15 protein-coding genes and 1 tRNA gene are annotated in these 18,061 nt (G+C 32.9%); 5 read left to right on the plus strand and 11 right to left on the minus strand.

What is annotated here, in order from left to right; all coding sequences use genetic code 11:
• Positions 1 to 274: 274 nt before the first annotated feature.
• The 10 genes from rpoC to rpmG form a co-directional block, all read right to left on the minus strand.
• Positions 275 to 4,483: a DNA-directed RNA polymerase subunit beta' gene (gene rpoC, locus EPJ79_RS04775; protein ID WP_147738637.1), complete on the minus strand. Its 4,209-nt coding sequence runs from the start codon at positions 4,481 to 4,483 to the stop codon at positions 275 to 277.
• A 20-nt stretch (positions 4,484 to 4,503) separates the two neighbouring features.
• Entirely contained in the window at positions 4,504 to 8,031 is a 3,528-nt protein-coding gene (rpoB, locus tag EPJ79_RS04780) for a DNA-directed RNA polymerase subunit beta (protein ID WP_147738638.1), read from the minus strand.
• A gap of 105 nt (positions 8,032 to 8,136) precedes the next feature.
• Positions 8,137 to 8,526 (minus strand): 50S ribosomal protein L7/L12, encoded by a 390-nt coding sequence (rplL, locus tag EPJ79_RS04785; RefSeq protein ID WP_147557521.1) that lies wholly within the window; start codon positions 8,524 to 8,526, stop codon positions 8,137 to 8,139.
• 51 nt (positions 8,527 to 8,577) lie between these two features.
• Positions 8,578 to 9,102, minus strand: coding sequence for a 50S ribosomal protein L10 (gene rplJ, locus EPJ79_RS04790; RefSeq protein ID WP_147544600.1), 525 nt, complete (start codon positions 9,100 to 9,102; stop codon positions 8,578 to 8,580).
• Between the two features lie 104 nt (positions 9,103 to 9,206).
• Positions 9,207 to 9,908, minus strand: a complete 702-nt coding sequence (rplA, locus tag EPJ79_RS04795) for a 50S ribosomal protein L1 (RefSeq protein WP_147527068.1) — start codon at positions 9,906 to 9,908, stop codon at positions 9,207 to 9,209.
• A gap of 89 nt (positions 9,909 to 9,997) precedes the next feature.
• Positions 9,998 to 10,420 carry a 50S ribosomal protein L11 gene (gene rplK, locus EPJ79_RS04800; protein WP_147738639.1) on the minus strand — a complete coding sequence of 141 codons (423 nt, stop codon included), beginning with the start codon at positions 10,418 to 10,420 and terminating at the stop codon, positions 9,998 to 10,000.
• Between the two features lie 20 nt (positions 10,421 to 10,440).
• Positions 10,441 to 11,016: a transcription termination/antitermination protein NusG gene (nusG, locus tag EPJ79_RS04805; RefSeq protein WP_021958738.1), complete on the minus strand. Its 576-nt coding sequence runs from the start codon at positions 11,014 to 11,016 to the stop codon at positions 10,441 to 10,443.
• A gap of 5 nt (positions 11,017 to 11,021) precedes the next feature.
• Positions 11,022 to 11,348 (minus strand): preprotein translocase subunit SecE, encoded by a 327-nt coding sequence (secE, locus tag EPJ79_RS04810; RefSeq protein WP_021958739.1) that lies wholly within the window; start codon positions 11,346 to 11,348, stop codon positions 11,022 to 11,024.
• A 36-nt stretch (positions 11,349 to 11,384) separates the two neighbouring features.
• Positions 11,385 to 11,457 (minus strand) — tRNA-Trp (locus tag EPJ79_RS04815).
• 10 nt (positions 11,458 to 11,467) lie between these two features.
• Positions 11,468 to 11,644, minus strand: coding sequence for a 50S ribosomal protein L33 (rpmG, locus tag EPJ79_RS04820; RefSeq protein ID WP_021958740.1), 177 nt, complete (start codon positions 11,642 to 11,644; stop codon positions 11,468 to 11,470).
• 344 nt (positions 11,645 to 11,988) lie between these two features.
• Here rpmG and EPJ79_RS04825 point away from each other — a divergent pair, with 344 nt between their 5' ends.
• The 4 genes from EPJ79_RS04825 (at position 11,989) to tmk (ending at position 16,252) form a co-directional block, all read left to right on the plus strand.
• Positions 11,989 to 12,993: an Ldh family oxidoreductase gene (locus EPJ79_RS04825; RefSeq protein WP_147738640.1), complete on the plus strand. Its 1,005-nt coding sequence runs from the start codon at positions 11,989 to 11,991 to the stop codon at positions 12,991 to 12,993.
• Positions 12,994 to 13,092: 99 nt separating this feature from the next.
• Positions 13,093 to 14,238, plus strand: a complete 1,146-nt coding sequence (gene proB / locus EPJ79_RS04830) for a glutamate 5-kinase (RefSeq protein WP_147738641.1) — start codon at positions 13,093 to 13,095, stop codon at positions 14,236 to 14,238.
• 209 nt (positions 14,239 to 14,447) lie between these two features.
• Positions 14,448 to 15,596 (plus strand): phospho-N-acetylmuramoyl-pentapeptide-transferase, encoded by a 1,149-nt coding sequence (gene mraY / locus EPJ79_RS04835; protein ID WP_147738642.1) that lies wholly within the window; start codon positions 14,448 to 14,450, stop codon positions 15,594 to 15,596.
• A gap of 44 nt (positions 15,597 to 15,640) precedes the next feature.
• Positions 15,641 to 16,252: a dTMP kinase gene (gene tmk / locus EPJ79_RS04840; protein WP_147738643.1), complete on the plus strand. Its 612-nt coding sequence runs from the start codon at positions 15,641 to 15,643 to the stop codon at positions 16,250 to 16,252.
• On the opposite strand, the gene EPJ79_RS04845 is transcribed toward tmk, so the two are convergent.
• The gene (locus EPJ79_RS04845; RefSeq protein ID WP_147738644.1) at positions 16,221 to 16,637 is read right to left on the minus strand and encodes a single-stranded DNA-binding protein; all 417 of its coding nucleotides are present in this window, start codon (positions 16,635 to 16,637) and stop codon (positions 16,221 to 16,223) included. The genes tmk and EPJ79_RS04845 overlap by 32 nt on opposite strands.
• 163 nt (positions 16,638 to 16,800) lie before the next feature.
• Between EPJ79_RS04845 and EPJ79_RS04850 the strand changes: the two genes are divergently transcribed.
• On the plus strand, positions 16,801 to 17,979 hold the full coding sequence (locus tag EPJ79_RS04850) for a cation:dicarboxylate symporter family transporter (protein WP_147738645.1): 1,179 nt from the start codon (positions 16,801 to 16,803) through the stop codon (positions 17,977 to 17,979).
• The last annotated feature ends 82 nt before the right edge of the window (positions 17,980 to 18,061 follow it).

Consider the following 18,061-nt stretch of genomic DNA (forward strand, 5'->3'; position numbering starts at 1 on the left):
TCAATTAATACAATAAAAATTAAGCTTAAAAAAATGCTTGACTTTTTAAAAAAGTTTGTTAAATTAAGGATGTATGATAAGTAGAATTATTAATAAACAAAACATAATAGTTGCATTCTGCAACTCAACTCTAATTTAAATTCATTTAAAATTTTTGCATCGTTCTTTGATGCATTAAATAAACACTGTCATTGCGAGCCGAACGAAGTGAAGGTGTAACAATCCGCAATTAAAAAGGTCAATTTTAAAAATTTAGTCGAATTTATACAAAATATTAAACAGTTATCTGTATAATATCCTCTTCTTTAGGGGCGGATAAATCTACGCTTTCGACTTTCTCTAAATCTCCGCTTTTCTTATTATATACATGAAGTTTATTATAAAGTTTAACTCCCGTTCCTGCAGGTATCAAATGCCCTATTATAACATTTTCTTTTAATCCAAGCAATTTATCAATTTTGCCTTTAATTGCTGCGTTAGTTAAAACTTTCGTAGTCTCTTGGAAAGACGCCGAAGATATAAAACTTTCCGTATTAAGTGCAGCTTTAGTAAGTCCTAAAAGAACGGGTTTACCGCTTGCAGGCGAACCTCCCGCTTCTTCATATCTTTTATTTTCTTCTTCAAATTCGTATTTATCGACATACTGCCCTACAATATATTTAGTATCGCCTGGGTCTGTAATTTCAAGTCTTCTTAACATTTGCCTAATTATAAGCGCAAAATGTTTATCGTTAATTCCAACTCCTTGTTGTTTATAAACGCTTTGTATTTCATCAAGCAAATAAGTTTGAAGAGCCAAATCTCCTTTAGTCTCCAAAATATCATGAGGATTTATTTTACCCGCGCATAACTGAGCGCCTGTTTCCACATGGTCTCCATTTCTAACCAAAAGCATTTTTCCATGAGGCACTAAATGTTTAGTCTCGTCAAATTCGTTTATAATTTTTACTACTTTTTTACCTTTATGAGAGCCTCCGATTTCAACCTCTCCGTCAATTCCCGCTATAATCGCGGCATCTTTAGGTTTTTGAGCCTCGAGTAATTCTGTAACTCTTGGAAGTCCTCCAGTAATATCCCTACTCTTTTGTTGAACTCTCGTTATTTTCGCTATTACCTCTCCCGCTTCAACTTTAGCGTTATTATCAACCATAAGTTGAGCGCCGTTTGGAATATCGGTTTCAAAAGTGTCGCCTTCGCTTACTATAAGTATTTTAGGCTGCATTTTTTCGTCTTTAAACTCTTGAATTATATGAGTTTTATTTCCCGTCTGCTCGTCTATCTCTTCAACCATAGTTCTGCCTAAAATAATATCTTGATACCTTACGATTCCGCCTTTTTCGGCGATTATCGGCTCGTTATAAGCGTCAAAACTTGCCAAAATTGTATTCGCTTCAATAAATGTATGCTCATCAACTCTATATTCGCTTCCGACTTTAATGCCGACATTATGCTCTATTCCCGTTATCATTATATATTTATTATCGTCAGTTATCTTAAATGTTCCGTTATAAGTAGATTTTATCTCATCGCCGTTTTTTGTATTGGCTATAACATCGCCTATAAGAACTTTAGAATTGTTTTCAAATAATATATCTTTTATGTTACTTATTTCCCATTTATCTAAAACTCTTCTAATTTTCAAATCGCCTTTTCTTGCCGTAATTTTAACTCCGTTAGGCTGTAAAACATATCCCGATAATTGCTCTATATAAATAGGATAATTAACTTTAACCTCATTCTCTTCAACCGACTGCGTAGCGACTCCTCCAATGTGGAAAGTTCTCATTGTAAGCTGAGTTCCTGGCTGTCCTATACTTTGAGCGGCGACTACTCCAACCGCTTCTCCTATAGCCGCAAGGTTATTTGTCGATAAACTTCTTCCATAGCATTTTTGACAAACTCCCATTCTGCTTTCGCATGTTAGAGGATGCCTTATATTTATTTTTTCAATTCCCGCTTTTTCTATTATATCGCCAATCTCTTCGGTTATCTCCGTATTTGCAGAACATATAAGCTCTTTAGTAATCGGATGATAAATATGTTCGTTGCTAAAAAATCCTACTACTCTATTTTTTAAAGGGTCTATAACTTCATCTCCCGATTTTATAGCTTCAACTACAATACCTTTAACCGTTCCGCAATCTGGCTCTGAAACGACAACTCCAATAGCCACATCGACTAATTTTCTCGTCAAATATCCCGCGCTTGAAGTTTTTAAAGCAGTATCGGCAAGTCCTTTTCTCGCTCCATGTGTTGAAATAAAATATTCTTGAACCGTAAGCCCTTCTTTGAAGTTGGATATAATAGGAAGTTCTATAATATCTCCCGAAGGTTTAGCCATAAGTCCTCGCATACCTGCAAGCTGTCTTATTTGCTGTTTACTTCCTCTCGCTCCCGAATCCGCCATTATATAAACGGGGTTAAATCCGTCTTGGTCTTTTCTTAAATTATCCATCATAGCGTCAGAAATTTTATCCGAAACAGAAGACCATAAGTCAATAACTTTTTGGCTTCTTTCGTCATTTGTAATAATACCGTCCATATATTGAGATTGAAGAGATTCTAATTTTTTAGTCGCCTCTTCAATTTCATTTTTCTTCATTGGAGGAATTACAATATCCTCTATAGAAATCGTAGAACCGAATACAGTAGCGCTCTTATAACCAAGCTCTTTAATATCGTCAAGCATATTTACCGTAGTGGAAGTTCCATGTTTTAAATAAACTTCATGAATAAATTTTGTCAAATCCTTACTGTTGAAATCTCTATTTTGATATCTAAAATCTTCAGGAATTACATTATTAAATTTTAATCTACCAACCGAAGTTTCAATAAATTCTTCCTCGCCCGTTTTATTATTTTTCATTAAAACTTTTATTCTCGCTTCAAGCTTTACTAAATTATTATCGTAAGCAAGCAAAGCGTCTTTTGAAGAAGAAAATATTTTATTCTCGCCTTTAACTCCCGCTCTTAATTTTGTTAAATAATTTATTCCAAGAACTATATCTTGCGTAGGATTTACGATAGGCTCTCCATTAGCGGGATTAAGTATATTATGAGGAGCGAGCATTAAAGTCCAAGCCTCGATTTGAGATTCTGCAGAAAGCGGAGTATGAACTGCCATTTGGTCGCCGTCAAAATCCGCATTATAAGCATGACAAACTAAAGGATGCAACTGAATCGCTTTACCTTCGACAAGCACTGGCTCAAAAGCCTGAATTCCCAATCTATGAAGAGTAGGCGCTCTGTTTAATAAAACGGGATGCTCTTTAGCTATCTCTTCCAATACGCCCCAAACTTCCTCTCTGCCTTCTTCGACAAATCTTTTTGCGCTTTTAATATTATGAGCGCTGTTTATTTCAACCAATTTTTTCATTATAAAAGGTTTAAATAATTCAACCGCCATTTTTTTAGGAAGTCCGCATTGATGCATTTTTAAACTCGGTCCAGCAACGATAACAGAACGCCCAGAATAATCGACTCTTTTACCTAATAAGTTTTGACGAAATCGTCCTTGCTTTCCTTTAAGCATATCGGATAAAGATTTTAAAGCTCTGTTTCCAGGTCCTTTTACGACTTTCTTTCTTCTGCTATTGTCAAATAAAGCGTCAACGGCTTCTTGCAACATTCTCTTTTCGTTTCTTATTATAATATCGGGCGCTCTTAATACCAATAATCTTCTTAAGCGAATATTTCTATTTATAACTCTTCTGTATAAATCGTTCAAATCGCTTGTTGCAAATCTTCCGCCATCAAGTTGAACCATAGGTCTTAATTCTGGCGGAATAACGGGAACAACATCTAAAATCATCCAAGAAGGGTCGTTTCCGCTCGATTTAAAATCCTCAAAAATTTCTAATCTTTTTCTTAATCTTCTATCGCTCTTTTCTCCCTTTTTAATCATCTCCGCTCTGAGCTTTTTTATCTCTTCGTCCAAATCGATATCTCTAAGCATATCTCTTATGCCTTCCGCCCCGATTCCTATTTTTATATTGTCTCCGAATCTATCTAAACATTCGTTATATTCGTCTTCGGTAAGAAGGTCTCCTCTAGAGTAAGTGCTTTCGCCAGGCTCTATAACTATATATCTTTCAAAATAAAGAACGCTTCTTAAATGAGACATATTTATATTTAGAAGAAGCCCGATTCTTGAAGGCGTATTTCTATAATACCATATATGAGCCACAGGCGCAGCCAATTCTATATGCCCCATTCTCTCTCTTCTAACCTTAAAGTGAGTAACTTCAACTCCGCATTTATCGCAAACTACGCCTTTATAACGAATGCTTTTAAATTTTCCGCAATAACATTCGTATTCTTTTGTAGTTCCGAATATTTTTTCGCAAAAAAGCCCGTCTCTTTCTGGGCGTAAAGTTCTATAATTAATAGTTTCTGGTTTTTTAACCTCTCCATAGCTCCATTCTCTCATAACTTGAGGACTTGCCACGCTAATTTTTATTTGGTCAAAGTTTGTGAATTGCATATAATTAAACTTCTCCTATTTTATTTAAAAATTTTAGTTTGTTTTTTCGATTTTTGTTTTAATTCTTTTTCGGTTGAAGGCAATTTATTTCCTTTCTCATCGTGAATTGTGATATTTAATCCCAATCCTCTTAATTCTTGAACCAAAACATTAAAACTTTCTGGTATTCCAGGCGAGGATATAACATCGCCTTTAACGATAGATTCGTATATTCTTGCTCTTCCCGTCATATCGTCCGATTTAACGGTTAAAAACTCTTGAAGCATATTAGCAGCTCCATAAGCTTCTAAAGCCCAAACTTCCATTTCTCCGAGTCTCTGTCCGCCGAATTGAGATTTTCCTCCCAAAGGCTGCTGAGTAACCAAAGAATAAGGTCCAGTGCTTCTTGCATGAACTTTATCTTCTACAAGGTGATTTAATTTAAGCATATACATATAACCTACGGCAACTTCATTTTTGAAAGGCTCTCCCGTTCTTCCATCATAAAGCTTAACCTTACCGCTTGGATTCATTCCGCTTGCAATCATAGCCTCTTTTAAAGCGTCTTCTTTAGGTCCTTCAAATACGGGACAAGCGTATTTTAATCCCATTTTATAACCCGACCATCCGAGCAACATCTCTATAACCTGCCCTATATTCATACGAGAAGGAACGCCTAAAGGATTTAAACATATATCTACAGGAGTTCCGTCTTCTAAAAAAGGCATATCTTCTATAGGCATTATTCTTGCAACGACTCCTTTATTTCCATGACGCCCTGCCATTTTATCGCCTTCTTGTATTATTCGTTTTTTAGCTAAAAATACTTTTACAACCTCTTCTACTCCAGGCTTTAATTCGTCTCCGTTTTCTCTGCTATAAACTCTAACATCTATAACAGTTCCGTCTTTTCCATGAGGCACTCTCAAAGAAGTATCTTTAACATCTCTCGCCTTTTCGCCGAATATAGAATGAAGAAGTCTATATTCTGGAGTAATTTCCGTCTCGCCTTTGGGAGTCACTTTTCCAACTAAAATATCTCCCGCTTTAACTTTAGCTCCGATTCTAACTATTCCTCTTTCATCCAAATTCTTAAATGCGGAATCCGAAACATTAGGAATATCTCTCGTAATATTTTCTTTATCTAATTTCGTCTCTCTCGCTTCAACCGAAAACTCTTCTATATGAATCGAAGTAAATACATCTTCCTGAACTAATCTTTTGCTTAAAAGAATAGCGTCCTCAAAATTATATCCTTCAAATATCATGAAAGCGGCTAAAACATTTCTTCCCAAAGCAAGCTCTCCGTTATCGGTAGCCGGTCCATCCGCAAGAAGTCCTCCTGCTTTAACGGAATCTCCGACATTAACTACTGGTCTTTGATGAAAATTAGTGTCTTGGTTTGTTCTTTGATATTTTATAAGTTCGTAAATATCGAAATCGTCTTTATCGTTTTGTTTATTCGGCTTAATAACTATTTCATTATTAACTACTTTTATAACCTTTCCCGCTCTTTTAGCATGCAAAGCTATTCCCGTTCCAGGCTGACATATTTTAGCTTCGACTCCCGTTCCGACTATCGGAGCTTCTGGAAATAAAAGAGGAACGCTCTGCCTTTGCATGTTGCTTCCCATTAAAGCTCTGTTTGCGTCATCATGCTCTAAAAACGGTATTAAAGAACTTGAAAGCGAAACTATCTGTTGAGGCGAAACATCCATATATTGAACTTGCTCGGGAGACGAATAAGGAAATTCGGACCTGTATCTTGTAGAAATAAGATTTTCCTTAAAAGTTCCGTCTTCGTTTATAGGAGCGTTCGCGTCTGCAATATGAAATCTCTCTTCGTCATGAGCCGTCAAATATTCTATCTCGTCCGTCACTTTGCCTTTAATAACTTTTCTATAAGGAGCTTCTAAAAATCCATGCTTATTTATTCTCGCGTAAGTTGCAAGCGAAACTATAAGCCCAATATTCGGACCTTCTGGAGTTTCAATAGGACATATTTTGCCGTAATGAGTATGATGAACATCGCGCACTTCAAATCCCGCTCTATCTCTCGTAAGTCCGCCAGGTCCTAAAGCGTTTAATCTTCTTTTATGCGTAATTTCGGCTAAAGGATTATTTTGGTCCATAAATTGCGATAATTGACTCGTTCCGTAAAATTCTTTCAAAACCGACTGCACTAATTTAATGCTTACCAAAGATTGAGGAGTAATAGCTCCGCTTTCGGATTGTTGCATTTGCATTCTCTCTTTTGCTATTCTTTCCAATCTCGTAAATCCCGTTTTCATTTGAATAGCCAAAAGCTCCCCAACGCTTCTTATTCTTCTGTTTCCCAAATGGTCTATATCGTCAAGCTGTTCTTCGTTTATGAAAACTTTTATTAAAAAGCGAATCGTTTCAATTATATCTTCATGTCTTAAAACTTTGCTCTGTTCGTTTTCAGGAAAATTAAGTCTCTTATTTATTTTATATCTTCCGACATCTCCCAAAGCGTAAGATTTAGAATCAAATACCAAATCATTGCATATTTTAACCACAGTGTCTAATAAAGCAGGCTCTCCAGGTCTTATTACATTATATATTTTTGCGCAGGCTTCTTTTTGATTTCTTGTAGCGTCTTTATCTAAAGTATTGATTATAGTTACATTATCTTTAATGGCTTCCATATTCAAAACTTCAACTTCTTTAATTCCGCTCATTAAAAGCCTTTCGGCAAGGTTTGTATTTATAAGCTCGCCTGGATTTAATATAATCTCTTCTGGATTTTCCGTATCGTAAACCGTTGAATATGAGCGTCTTCCTATCAAAGCTTCTTTTTTAGCTTCATCCGACATTTTAGTTAATGAAATTTTATCAACCGTATAGAATAATTTTAAAATTTCTTCGTTGGTTGTAATTCCTATAGCTCTTAAAAATACCGTAACGGGAAGTTTTTTCTTTCTGTCTATTCTTACATACATTATATCTTTTTTAGTATCAAGTTCAAACTCAAGCCAAGTTCCTCTTTCGGGTATTATTTTTGCTACAAACATAGCGTCTCTATCGCTTCTATTAAATACTACGCCTGGCGACCTGTGAATTTGAGAAACTACGACTCTTTCCGCTCCGTTTATTATAAAAGTGCCTCTATCCGTCATAGCTGGAATATCGCCTACAAAAATTTCCTGTTCGACTATCATTTCAGGGTCTCTAACCGTTAATTGAACTTTTATCTTAAAAGGATAAGCGTAAGTTTTATCTCTTCTTCTCGCCTCTTTTTCGGATATTTTAGGCTCTCCTATAGAATATGAAATAAATTCTATTTGCATTTTTTCATTTGTAGCGACTATAGGAAATATAGAGTTTAAAACTTCTTGCAATCCTTCGTTTTTTCTTTTGTTTTCAGGAACATCCTTTTGAAGAAAACTATTGTATGACTCTTTTTGTATAGCAAGAAAATCGGGAGGTTCTAAAACCGATGCCGAATGTGAAAAATTTACTCGTCCGTTTTCAATTCTGTATTTTTTAGCGAACTCTATTCCTCTTTCTTTATATACTTTATTGTCTATTTGAATGTTATTAGCCATATTAAAAATGTCTCCGCATTGTAGCTTTAATTAGTTTGTATTTTAATATAAGAATTAAGAAGGGTAAAAGCCATAATACCCTCCTTAAATTTTAATCGTTTTTTATTATTTAACTTCAACTTTACCGCCAGCAGCTTCTAATTGTTTTTTGATAGCGGCAGCTTCGTCTTTAGAAACTCCAGACTTAATTGTCTCTCCGCCTTTTTCAACGGCGTCTTTAGCTTCTTTTAAACCTAAACCACTAACCGCTCTAACCTCTTTAATAAGCGCTATTTTTTGAGCCGCGTCAAATCCCGTAAGAATTATATCGAATTCGTTTTTCTCTTCTTCCGCAGGAGCCGCAGCGCCACCGCCAGCCGCAGGAGCCGCTACAGCCGCAACGGGCATAGCAGCGGTTACATTAAATTTTTCTTTAATAGCTTCAACCAATTCATGAAGCTCTATAACTTTCATCTCTTCTATCGCTTGTAGTATCTCTTCTTTACTTAAAGCCATTTTTTTACTCCTTAATTTTTTTAATTTTTAATTTAATTATTTTTTCAGCTATTAAGCCGATTTCTTTTTTTCTTCTTCCACAGAATCAAGCGTATAAGCAAGTTCCGATATAACGCTTTGTAGAGAATTTGCCAAACTTGATATAGGCGATTGTAAAGCCGTAACCAAATGAGAAAGCAAAACTTCTCTTGGCGGAATATTAGCTACAACTTCGACATTAGCCGAGTCAAGCAAATCCGCTCCCATATAACCGCCTTTGATTTTTATTTTATCGTTCTTTTTAGCGGCTTCGCTAATCACTTTAGCAGCTGCAGGCATATCTTCTTTTGCAAAAACAACCGCCGTAGGATTGATAAACATCTCGTCTTTTACTTCTCTGCCTAAATTTTTTAAGGCAATATCTACCAAAGAGTTTTTACATATTTTTATAGAGGAAGAAGTTTTTGACAGTTCGCGTCTTAAATCGGTAAGTTGAGCCACATTTACTCCTCTATAATCGAAGAATACAAGCCCAGCGCAAGAATCAATTCTCTCTTTAAGATGCGCAACCGTTTCAATATTTTTCTTATTAGGCATATTATCACCTCTCTATATTAAACCGTTTCTTTAATCTATTCGTATAATGGGATCACAAAATACGACTTCGCTTATAAAAACAGGTTTATTCAAATATACATTTTTTATAATTTTATTTTCTTATAATCTATACTTATACCAACGCCCATAGTGGATGTAACGCTTATTCCTTTAATGTACTCTCCCTTTAGGTCCGAAGGTTTCTTTCTTAAAATCTCGTCATAAAACGCTCTAAAATTTTCATTTAATTTATTAGCGTCCATTGAAGCTTTACCTATTCCCATTCTAACGACTCCGAATTTATCCGCTCTGTATTCCATTCTTCCGCCTTTAAAACTTTTAACGGTTTGAGCGATATCTAAAGTTACAGTTCCCGTTTTTGGGTTAGGCATAAGTCCCTTTCTTCCAAGTATCTGTCCCAATTTGCCGACTTCTTTCATTAAATCTGGGGTAGATATTGCAACATCGAAATCGGTATAACCGCCTTTAATTTTGCTTATTAAATCTTCAAAACCGACTTCAATAGCGCCCGCGTTCTTTGCTTCGTCAGCTTTTTCGCCTTGAGCAAAAACTACAACTCTTTTTTCCTTTCCGAAAGAATTAGGAAAAGATAAAGTATCTCTTATCGAATGTTTAGGCAAGATATTAAGGTTTATAGTAGCCTCAATAGTCTCGTCAAATTTACAGGTGGCATTTTTCTTCGCTAATTCTATAGCTTCATCTACGGCATAAAGTTTTGACTTTTCTACCGTCTTAAATATAGCGTCGTAACGTTTGCCGCCTATCTTTTTTTGTTTTGTAGCCATTTTACAATCCTTTTTATAATCTATTTTTCAAACTGTTACTTCCATTTATTCTTAAAATTATTAATCTAATAAATGGTGTTGCTTATAATTTACTCCACTTTTATACCCATAGTGCGAGCCGTTCCCGCAACTATTTTTTTAGCCGCGTCTATATCGTTTGCCGACATATAAGTCATTTTTTCTTGAGCTATCTCTTCAAGCTGTTTTTGATTTATAGAAGCGACTTTAGTTTTATTAGGTTCTCCCGAACCTTTCTCTATTCCCAATTTCTTTTTAATCAAGGTAGAAGTAGAAGTTCCTTTAGTTACAAAAGTATAAGTTTTATCTTCATAAACCGTTATATATGTATTTAATAATTGTCCTTTAAGTTTAGAAGTTTTAGCGTTAAAATCTTTAACAAATGCAGCTATTTGAATTTGCTTCTGTCCTAAAGCTGGACCCAATGGAGGCGCTGGCGTAGCTTCTCCTCCTGGAATTCTAACCTTTACAATACCAACTATTTTTTTAGCCATTTTATACCTCTTTAATTATTTTATAATTTCTTAACTTTATTAAAATCTAATTCCGTAGGCGTGCTTCTTCCGAAAATTTCTATTTCAACGGTAATTTTGCCTTTATCGGTATTAACATTTTTAATTACTCCATTCAAACCGTTAAAAGGTCCGTCAATAACTTGAACTTTTTCGCCTACATCAAAATCTAATCCTATAATTTCGTTTATTTGATTCTTATCTTTGCTTTCCATATCCTCAAATATGCGAGATACATCCGCTTCGCTTAAAGGATTTGGAATTATTTGCCCTTCTTCTTTAGTCGTTGCATGGCTTCCTATAAAACCCGAAACGCCAGGAGTTCTTCTAATCATAGATTGCGTGGCATCGTTCATTATCATTTTAACAAAAACATATCCAGGATAAGAAAATTCTTCTTTATTTACTTTCTTTCCGTTTTTAGTAACAGAAACCATTTGAGAAGGAATATATATATCGACAATCAAATCTTCCATTCCGTTTTCTTTAACTCTCTTGTCTATTCTTTCTCTAATTTTCTTTTCATAGCCGTTTTGAGTATGAACTATATACCATTTATAATCTTTCGTATCGGACATATTTATCACCTGTTATATCTATTCTTCCTTACATATCGTATAGCAAAATAAATTACGACTAAAACTATTACTATCGCTATTAAAAATAAAATCATTCTCGAAGACATTATAGACGACATAATAGAACCGTCCAATAAAGTTCTAGTTAAAAGAGTTACCACATAATCCGCAGCTCCCAAAAAAGCCGAAGCTATAATAAGCAAAATAATAACCACAACCGTTTGATTAATAACCTCTTGACGAGTGGGCCATACGCTTCTTTCAAAAAGTTCTTTTTTAATTTCATCTAAAGAACTAAATAATTTGTTTTTTCTTTTTTTATTATCTGCCATAAAATCACCCTAAAATTAAAATATCAGCAAAACAATCAGGTCAGACAGGAGTCGAACCTGCAACACCCAGTTTTGGAGACTGGTGCTCTACCAATTGAACTACTGACCCATAACAAAATCTATCTTGAAACCTTCAACTCTTTATGAATAGTATGTTTCCTATCATGCGGACAATATTTTTTCAATTCAAGTTTCTCCTGAACATTCTGTTTGTTTTTTGTCGTAATATAATTTTTCCTTTTACATTCCGTGCATTGCAAATGTATCTGCTCGGTTTTTATTTTAGCTCCCGCCATTTTTTTACTCCTTAATTAGACTTAAATAGAGTCTATAATTTACAAGGTAATCAATTATATAATTAAATTAAATTTATGTCAAGCAAAAAATTTAATAATTATTAATATTTTTTATAAAAATTAATTAAATTATATGAATTTATCATAATTTTACTATAATATAAACGATTATTAAGTCAAAAAACATTATAATTACATTTTTATTGCATTCGTAAACTTTAAAATCATTTAAATATTTTTATTTGAATAAATAATTAATTTTCATTTTATATTGACTTTTAATTTTTATTATGTAAACTAAAAAAATATAAATTATATAAATTCTAAAAGGCATGCAATTATAAATGATAAAAGTAAAATACGAAGACTTAAAAAAAGCGACTTTCGACAAATTAAAAAATTCGGGCATTGACGAAAAACAAGCCAATATAATAACCGAAGTTCTTTTATATTCCGACATAAGAGGAATTCATTCTCATGGCGTTTTGAGAGTGGAGCATTATATTAACAGAATGAAAAACGGAGGAATAAATTTAAATTCAGATTTTAAAATAAATGTTTTAAAACCTTCTTTTGCTTCTATGGATGCGGACGGCGGATTTGGACATGTCGCCACAAAATATGCAATGGAATGGGCTATAAAAACGTCAAACGAACAGGGAATAGCTTTAATAGGAATAAAAAACAACAGCCATTGCGGAGCTTTGGGATATTATAATAAAATGGCTATAGACGATAAAAAAGTTTCTCTCATAATGGTTAATACCGACCCTTGCGTTATTCCTTTCGGCGGAAAAAAATCTTTCTTCGGCACTAATCCTATAAGCTACGGTTTTCCAGCAAAAAAAGATTTTATATTAGGCGATATGGCGACAAGCAAAGTTTCGCTCGGAAGAATATTTACGGCAAGAGACAATAACGAAATTGTGCCATTGGATTGGGGAGTAGACGAAGACGGAAATCCTTCTTCCAACCCGAATAAAATAAAATATGTCGTTCCTTTTGGAGGAGTCAAAGGCTATTTAATAATGACTATGGTCGAAGCTTTTACGGGACTTTTAATTGGAAATGTTTATTGCAATAATTTGGTAAAAATGTATGGCGATATGGATAAAAAAAGAAATCTCTCGACTTTTATACTTGTTATAGAACCTTCGCTTTTCAACGATATGGAAACTTTTTTAAATAGCGTTCAATCTTTTATAGACGATATAAAAAAAGAACCCGCTATGAATAAAAATGAAACCATCTCAATACCAGGAGAAAGAAAAGAAGCCTGCGCAGAAAATTATATAAAAAATGGAATTCCCTTGTCGGAGAATGTTTATAAATATATTTTTGATAAATAAAAAATATCTTATTATAAATTAGTTTTTTAAATTATGCTTGAAACAATATAATAAATAAAATATACTATCAATATAAAATTCTAAAGGTTTTTAATTTCAATGAAAAAAATAAATTTAAATAATATAAACAGAATAGTTTTCAAATTCGGAACTAATGTTTTAAGAGGCGAAGACGGATATATTTCAATGGCAAGAATATATTCTTTTATTGAAGCTATCGCCAAATTTCATAGAATGGGGAAAGAAATTCTTATTGTCACTTCTGGCGCCGTTGGACTCGGAGCTAAAAAAATTAACGCTGTTGATTTAAGTGAAAATTCTCTAAAGCAAGCTTGCGCCGCAATCGGACAGTCTCAACTTATGTCGACTTACGAAGACGGATTTTCAAAATACGATATAATTACCGCTCAAATATTATTAACAGAAGAAGATTTTTCAAACCGAAGAAGATATTTAAACTTGCGTTCAACTTTAGATACTCTTTTGAAATATAAAGTAATTCCAATAATAAACGAAAACGATACCGTATCGAGCGATGAAGTGCAATTTTTAGGAAATATAACTCAAATAAGTTTTTCAGAAAACGATAAACTTTCCGCATTGGTAGCAAGCGAACTTGACGCCGATTTGCTTATAATACTTTCGGATATTAACGGACTTTATGACGATAATCCAAAAACAAACAAAAATGCAAAATTTATTCATGAAGTATTTGAAATTACAAAAGAAATAGAAAATTTAGGGCTTGACGCTTCAAAAGGAGGAAGAGGCGGAATGAAAACTAAACTTCAAGCGGCTAAAATAGTTACAAGATGCGGATGCGCTTTATTTATAGCAAACGGAAAAAAGCCCGATGTTCTTAAATATATATTTGAAACTAAAGACAAAACGATTTTTTATCCCGTTGAAGAAGTTGACGAACTTAATACAAAAAAAAGATGGATTGCCTACGCAACGACTATAATAGGAAAAGTTATTGTAAACTCTGGCGCTAAAAAAGCGATATTGGAAAAAGAATCGAGCCTTCTTCCTGTAGGAGTTATAGAGATTATTAACGAATTCAAAAGAGGCGATATAGTGAGTATTGCAGATGAAAATGGAGAAGAGTTTGCAAGAGGAATAATAAATTATAATTCTGAAGACGCTAAAAAAATAATCGGACATCATTCTGACGATATATTAAAAATATTGGGTTATAAAAATTATGACGCTATAATAACAAGAGATTATATAGTTATTTTATAATTTGTTAATAATAAAAATTAAAAAATAAAATAGCATAGCAAATACTACTTTAAAATTAAATTTTCATTGACAAAAAATAAATATGTAATAGTATATATAAAATAATTTTAAAATTGTTTTAACGCTTATATTTTTAATAATATTTTCGATTTGAAATAAACTTTATGGAAATAGATTTTAAATAAATTAAAACGAAAGGTTTTTATAATATGCTTTATCAAATTTTTTATCCTTTAAGAGAATCATTTTTTGGATTTAATATATTTAGATATATTACTTTCAGAACGGCTGGAGCTGTCGCAACCGCTTTGATTTTGGTTTTTATGTTTGCGCCGAATATAATAGAAAAATTAAAAAAATTAAACTTCGGGCAGATAGTGAGAGATGACGGTCCCGAAAGTCATTTGGCAAAAACGGGAACGCCTACAATGGGCGGTTTATTTATAATCGGAAGCGTATTGATAAGCGTTTTATTATGGGGAAAATTAGATAATGTTAAAATAATACTTTTGACGATTTCATTAATAATACTTTCAATAGCTGGATTTTTGGACGATTTTTTGAAAATAAAATATAAAAACTCAAAAGGACTTTCGGGAAAATATAAAATATTCTTTCAAATTTTTGTAGGAGCTATAATCGGAATATATTTATATTATTTCGACAAATCCACTTTTTTAATGTCTTTTGAATTAAATCAATTGGCTGGAATATTTGAAACCGTGAAAGTCGCTCAAGTTCCTTCTTCTACTTTATTTTTACCTTTTTTTGATACTTTTTATATAGACTTAAAAATTTTTTATATACCTTTTGCAATTTTTGTTGTAGTTAGCATGAGTAATGCCGTAAATTTAACTGACGGTTTGGACGGACTTGCGATTGGGCTTTTAATAATAATGTCTGTGGCTTTGGCTGTTTTATGTTATGTATCGGGAAACTCTCTCGTGGCTACTTATTTAAAAATTCCTTTTATATCCGATGCTGGAGAGGTAACGGTTTTTGTAGGAGCTTTAATCGGAGCGGGACTCGGATTTTTATGGTTCAACGCTCATCCCGCTCAAGTATTTATGGGAGATGTAGGAAGTTTATCTCTCGGCGGAGTTTTGGGAATTATAGCTTTATTCATTAAGCATGAACTTCTTTTAGTTATAATTGGAGCGGTTTATGTAGCCGAAGCTTTCAGCGTAGTTCTTCAAGTATTTTATTATAAAATGTTTAAGAAAAGAATTTTTAAAATGGCGCCTTTGCATCATCATTTTGAAAAATCGGGTTGGAAAGAAACTCAAGTAGTTTTTAGATTTTATATATTAGGAATAATCGCTGCAATAATCGGAATAGCGACTTTAAAAATAAGATAATTTATAAAAAAGATTTTATTTAAAAGAATTTAGGAAATATAAAAATGAAAGGCAAATTAATAGTTATAGAAGGAATTGACGGCTCGGGAAAATCTACATGCGCAAAAAATCTTACTGAAAAATTAAATTCTATTAATATAAAAACAATTTATACTTTTGAGCCTACGCATTCGCATTACGGGGCTAAATTAAGAGAAAGCATGCTGTCGGAAAATTTGGACGCCGAAGAAGAATTAACTTTATTTATCGAAGACAGAAAAGAACATATAGAATGTATGATAAAGCCCGCTTTGGAAGAAGGCTATTTTATAATTTTAGACAGATATTTTTATTCTTCAATTGCCTATCAAGGAGCTAAAGGAATAGATATTAATCGAATAATAAATATGCATAAAGATTTTATTATCAAACCCGACATAGTTTTTATTTTTCATCTTCCGATAGACATTGCCTTAAACAGAATAATATCCAAAAGAGGAATCGCCGACAGATTTGAAAACGAAACCTATTTAAAAAAAGTCGATAAAATATTTCATTCCTTTAACGAACCTTTTATTTATCATATAGACACCAATAAAGATATAAAAATCATTAACGATGAATTATTTAATATTTTAGAAAAATCTAAAATGCTTGTTCCATATTCTCTTCAATAATATTCGATATCTCTTGATTATTTGCAAGTTCGTTTGAAGAATTATTATCCAAAGTTTTTTTGCTCAAACTCTTAATTTCTAAAGCGAGTATATAAATTGAATTTTTTCTGTTTCCTTCTTTAGTAAAATAAGAATTCTGTCTTAATTCTCCGCTTACTAAAACATGACTTCCTTTACTTAAACTTGACGCGGCTTTTTCGGCGTTATATCCCCAAGTTATAAAATCAAAAAAATAAACTTCTTTTTGCAAACTTCCATTGGTATAATAATATCTGTTATTTGCCATACTAAATTTGCATAAAGATTTTCCATTTTTAGTTTTAGTAAAATTTGGGTCTCTTGTAAGTCTTCCTTCTATTACTATTATATTAGCGTTTCCTGACATAATAACTCCTCTTTGTTTAATTATTTATTAATAATAGTTAAACAAATTTTTTTGAAAAATATGCCTTTAAAATAATTAAGCTATCACAATATAAAAAATAACCTATTGAATAAAATTTAAAATATATTATAATAATAAAATACAAAAATTAAGGAGTCTCAAAATGAAAAAGATTGGACTTTTCCCAAAAATCATAATCGGCATTATACTTGGCATATTGGTTGGTTTATATTTGCCCGCTCCGATTGTAAGAATATTCGTAACTATAAGCTCAATATTTAGTTTATTCTTAAACTTTATAATTCCTTTAATGATAGTAGCGTTTATAGGATACGGTATAGCGAGCCTTACGGAAGGAGCTTCAAAATTAATAGGCGTGACGGTTTTAATAGCATACGCTTCAACTTTGCTTGCGGGAAGTATAGCTTTTTTAACGGCATCAAATTTATTCCCGATTCTTTTAAATATTACTCAATTAGGAGCTGTAAAAATTGAATCTGGACTTGAAACTTATTTTACTATTCCGTTAAAACCTCTATTTGATGTTACTTCAGCGGTTATATTTGCATTTATACTTGGAGTAGGAATTACAATGTTGCGTCCGAAAGGACAAGGAGCGGAACTTTTCGCTATAGTAAAGGATGCCGAAGAGGTTATACAATCTATACTTCAAAAAATAATTATTCCAATATTGCCAATTCATATTTTAGGAACTTTTGCCAATTTGTCTTATGCGGGAAGCATACAAAATATTTTGGTTATATTCGGCAAAGTTTTTGTAGTAGTTATAATTCTTCATTTATTATATATTACGGCATTATTTATAATATCTGGATTAATAGCTAAAAAGTCTCCTTTAATGCTTATTAAAAATCAAATTCCCGCTTATTTTACGGCTGTAGGAACTCAAAGCAGCGCCGCTACTATACCCGTTAATTTAATATCGGCAGAGAAAGACGGAGTTTCAGAACAGATTAGAAATTTTGTAGTGCCTCTTTGCGCGACTATTCACTTGGCTGGCTCTATGATAACAATAACAAGCTGTTCAACGGCGGTTATACTGATATTAGGGCAAAATCCAAATTACGGCTCAATGCTTCCATTTATACTTATGCTTGGCGTTGCAATGGTAGCGGCTCCTGGCGCGCCTGGCGGAGCTATAATGAGCGCTTTGCCTTTTCTTTATATGGTTGGAATAACGGGAGAAGAATTGCAAGGTTTAATGATAGCCTTGTATTTAACTCAAGATTCTTTTGGAACTGCGGCTAATGTTTCAGGCGATAACGCTATAGCTGTTTTTGTAGATTGGTTATATAAAACAAAAATTAAAAAAGAAGCTTAATTAAATAAATTGAAATCTTGCATAATTAATTCCTAAAGAAAAGGAGGCTTTTAAAGTCTCCTTTTTTATTATAAAAATTTGA

The sequence above is a fragment of the Brachyspira aalborgi genome, assembly GCF_008016455.1.
GTDB classification, from domain to species: Bacteria; Spirochaetota; Brachyspiria; order Brachyspirales; family Brachyspiraceae; genus Brachyspira; species Brachyspira aalborgi.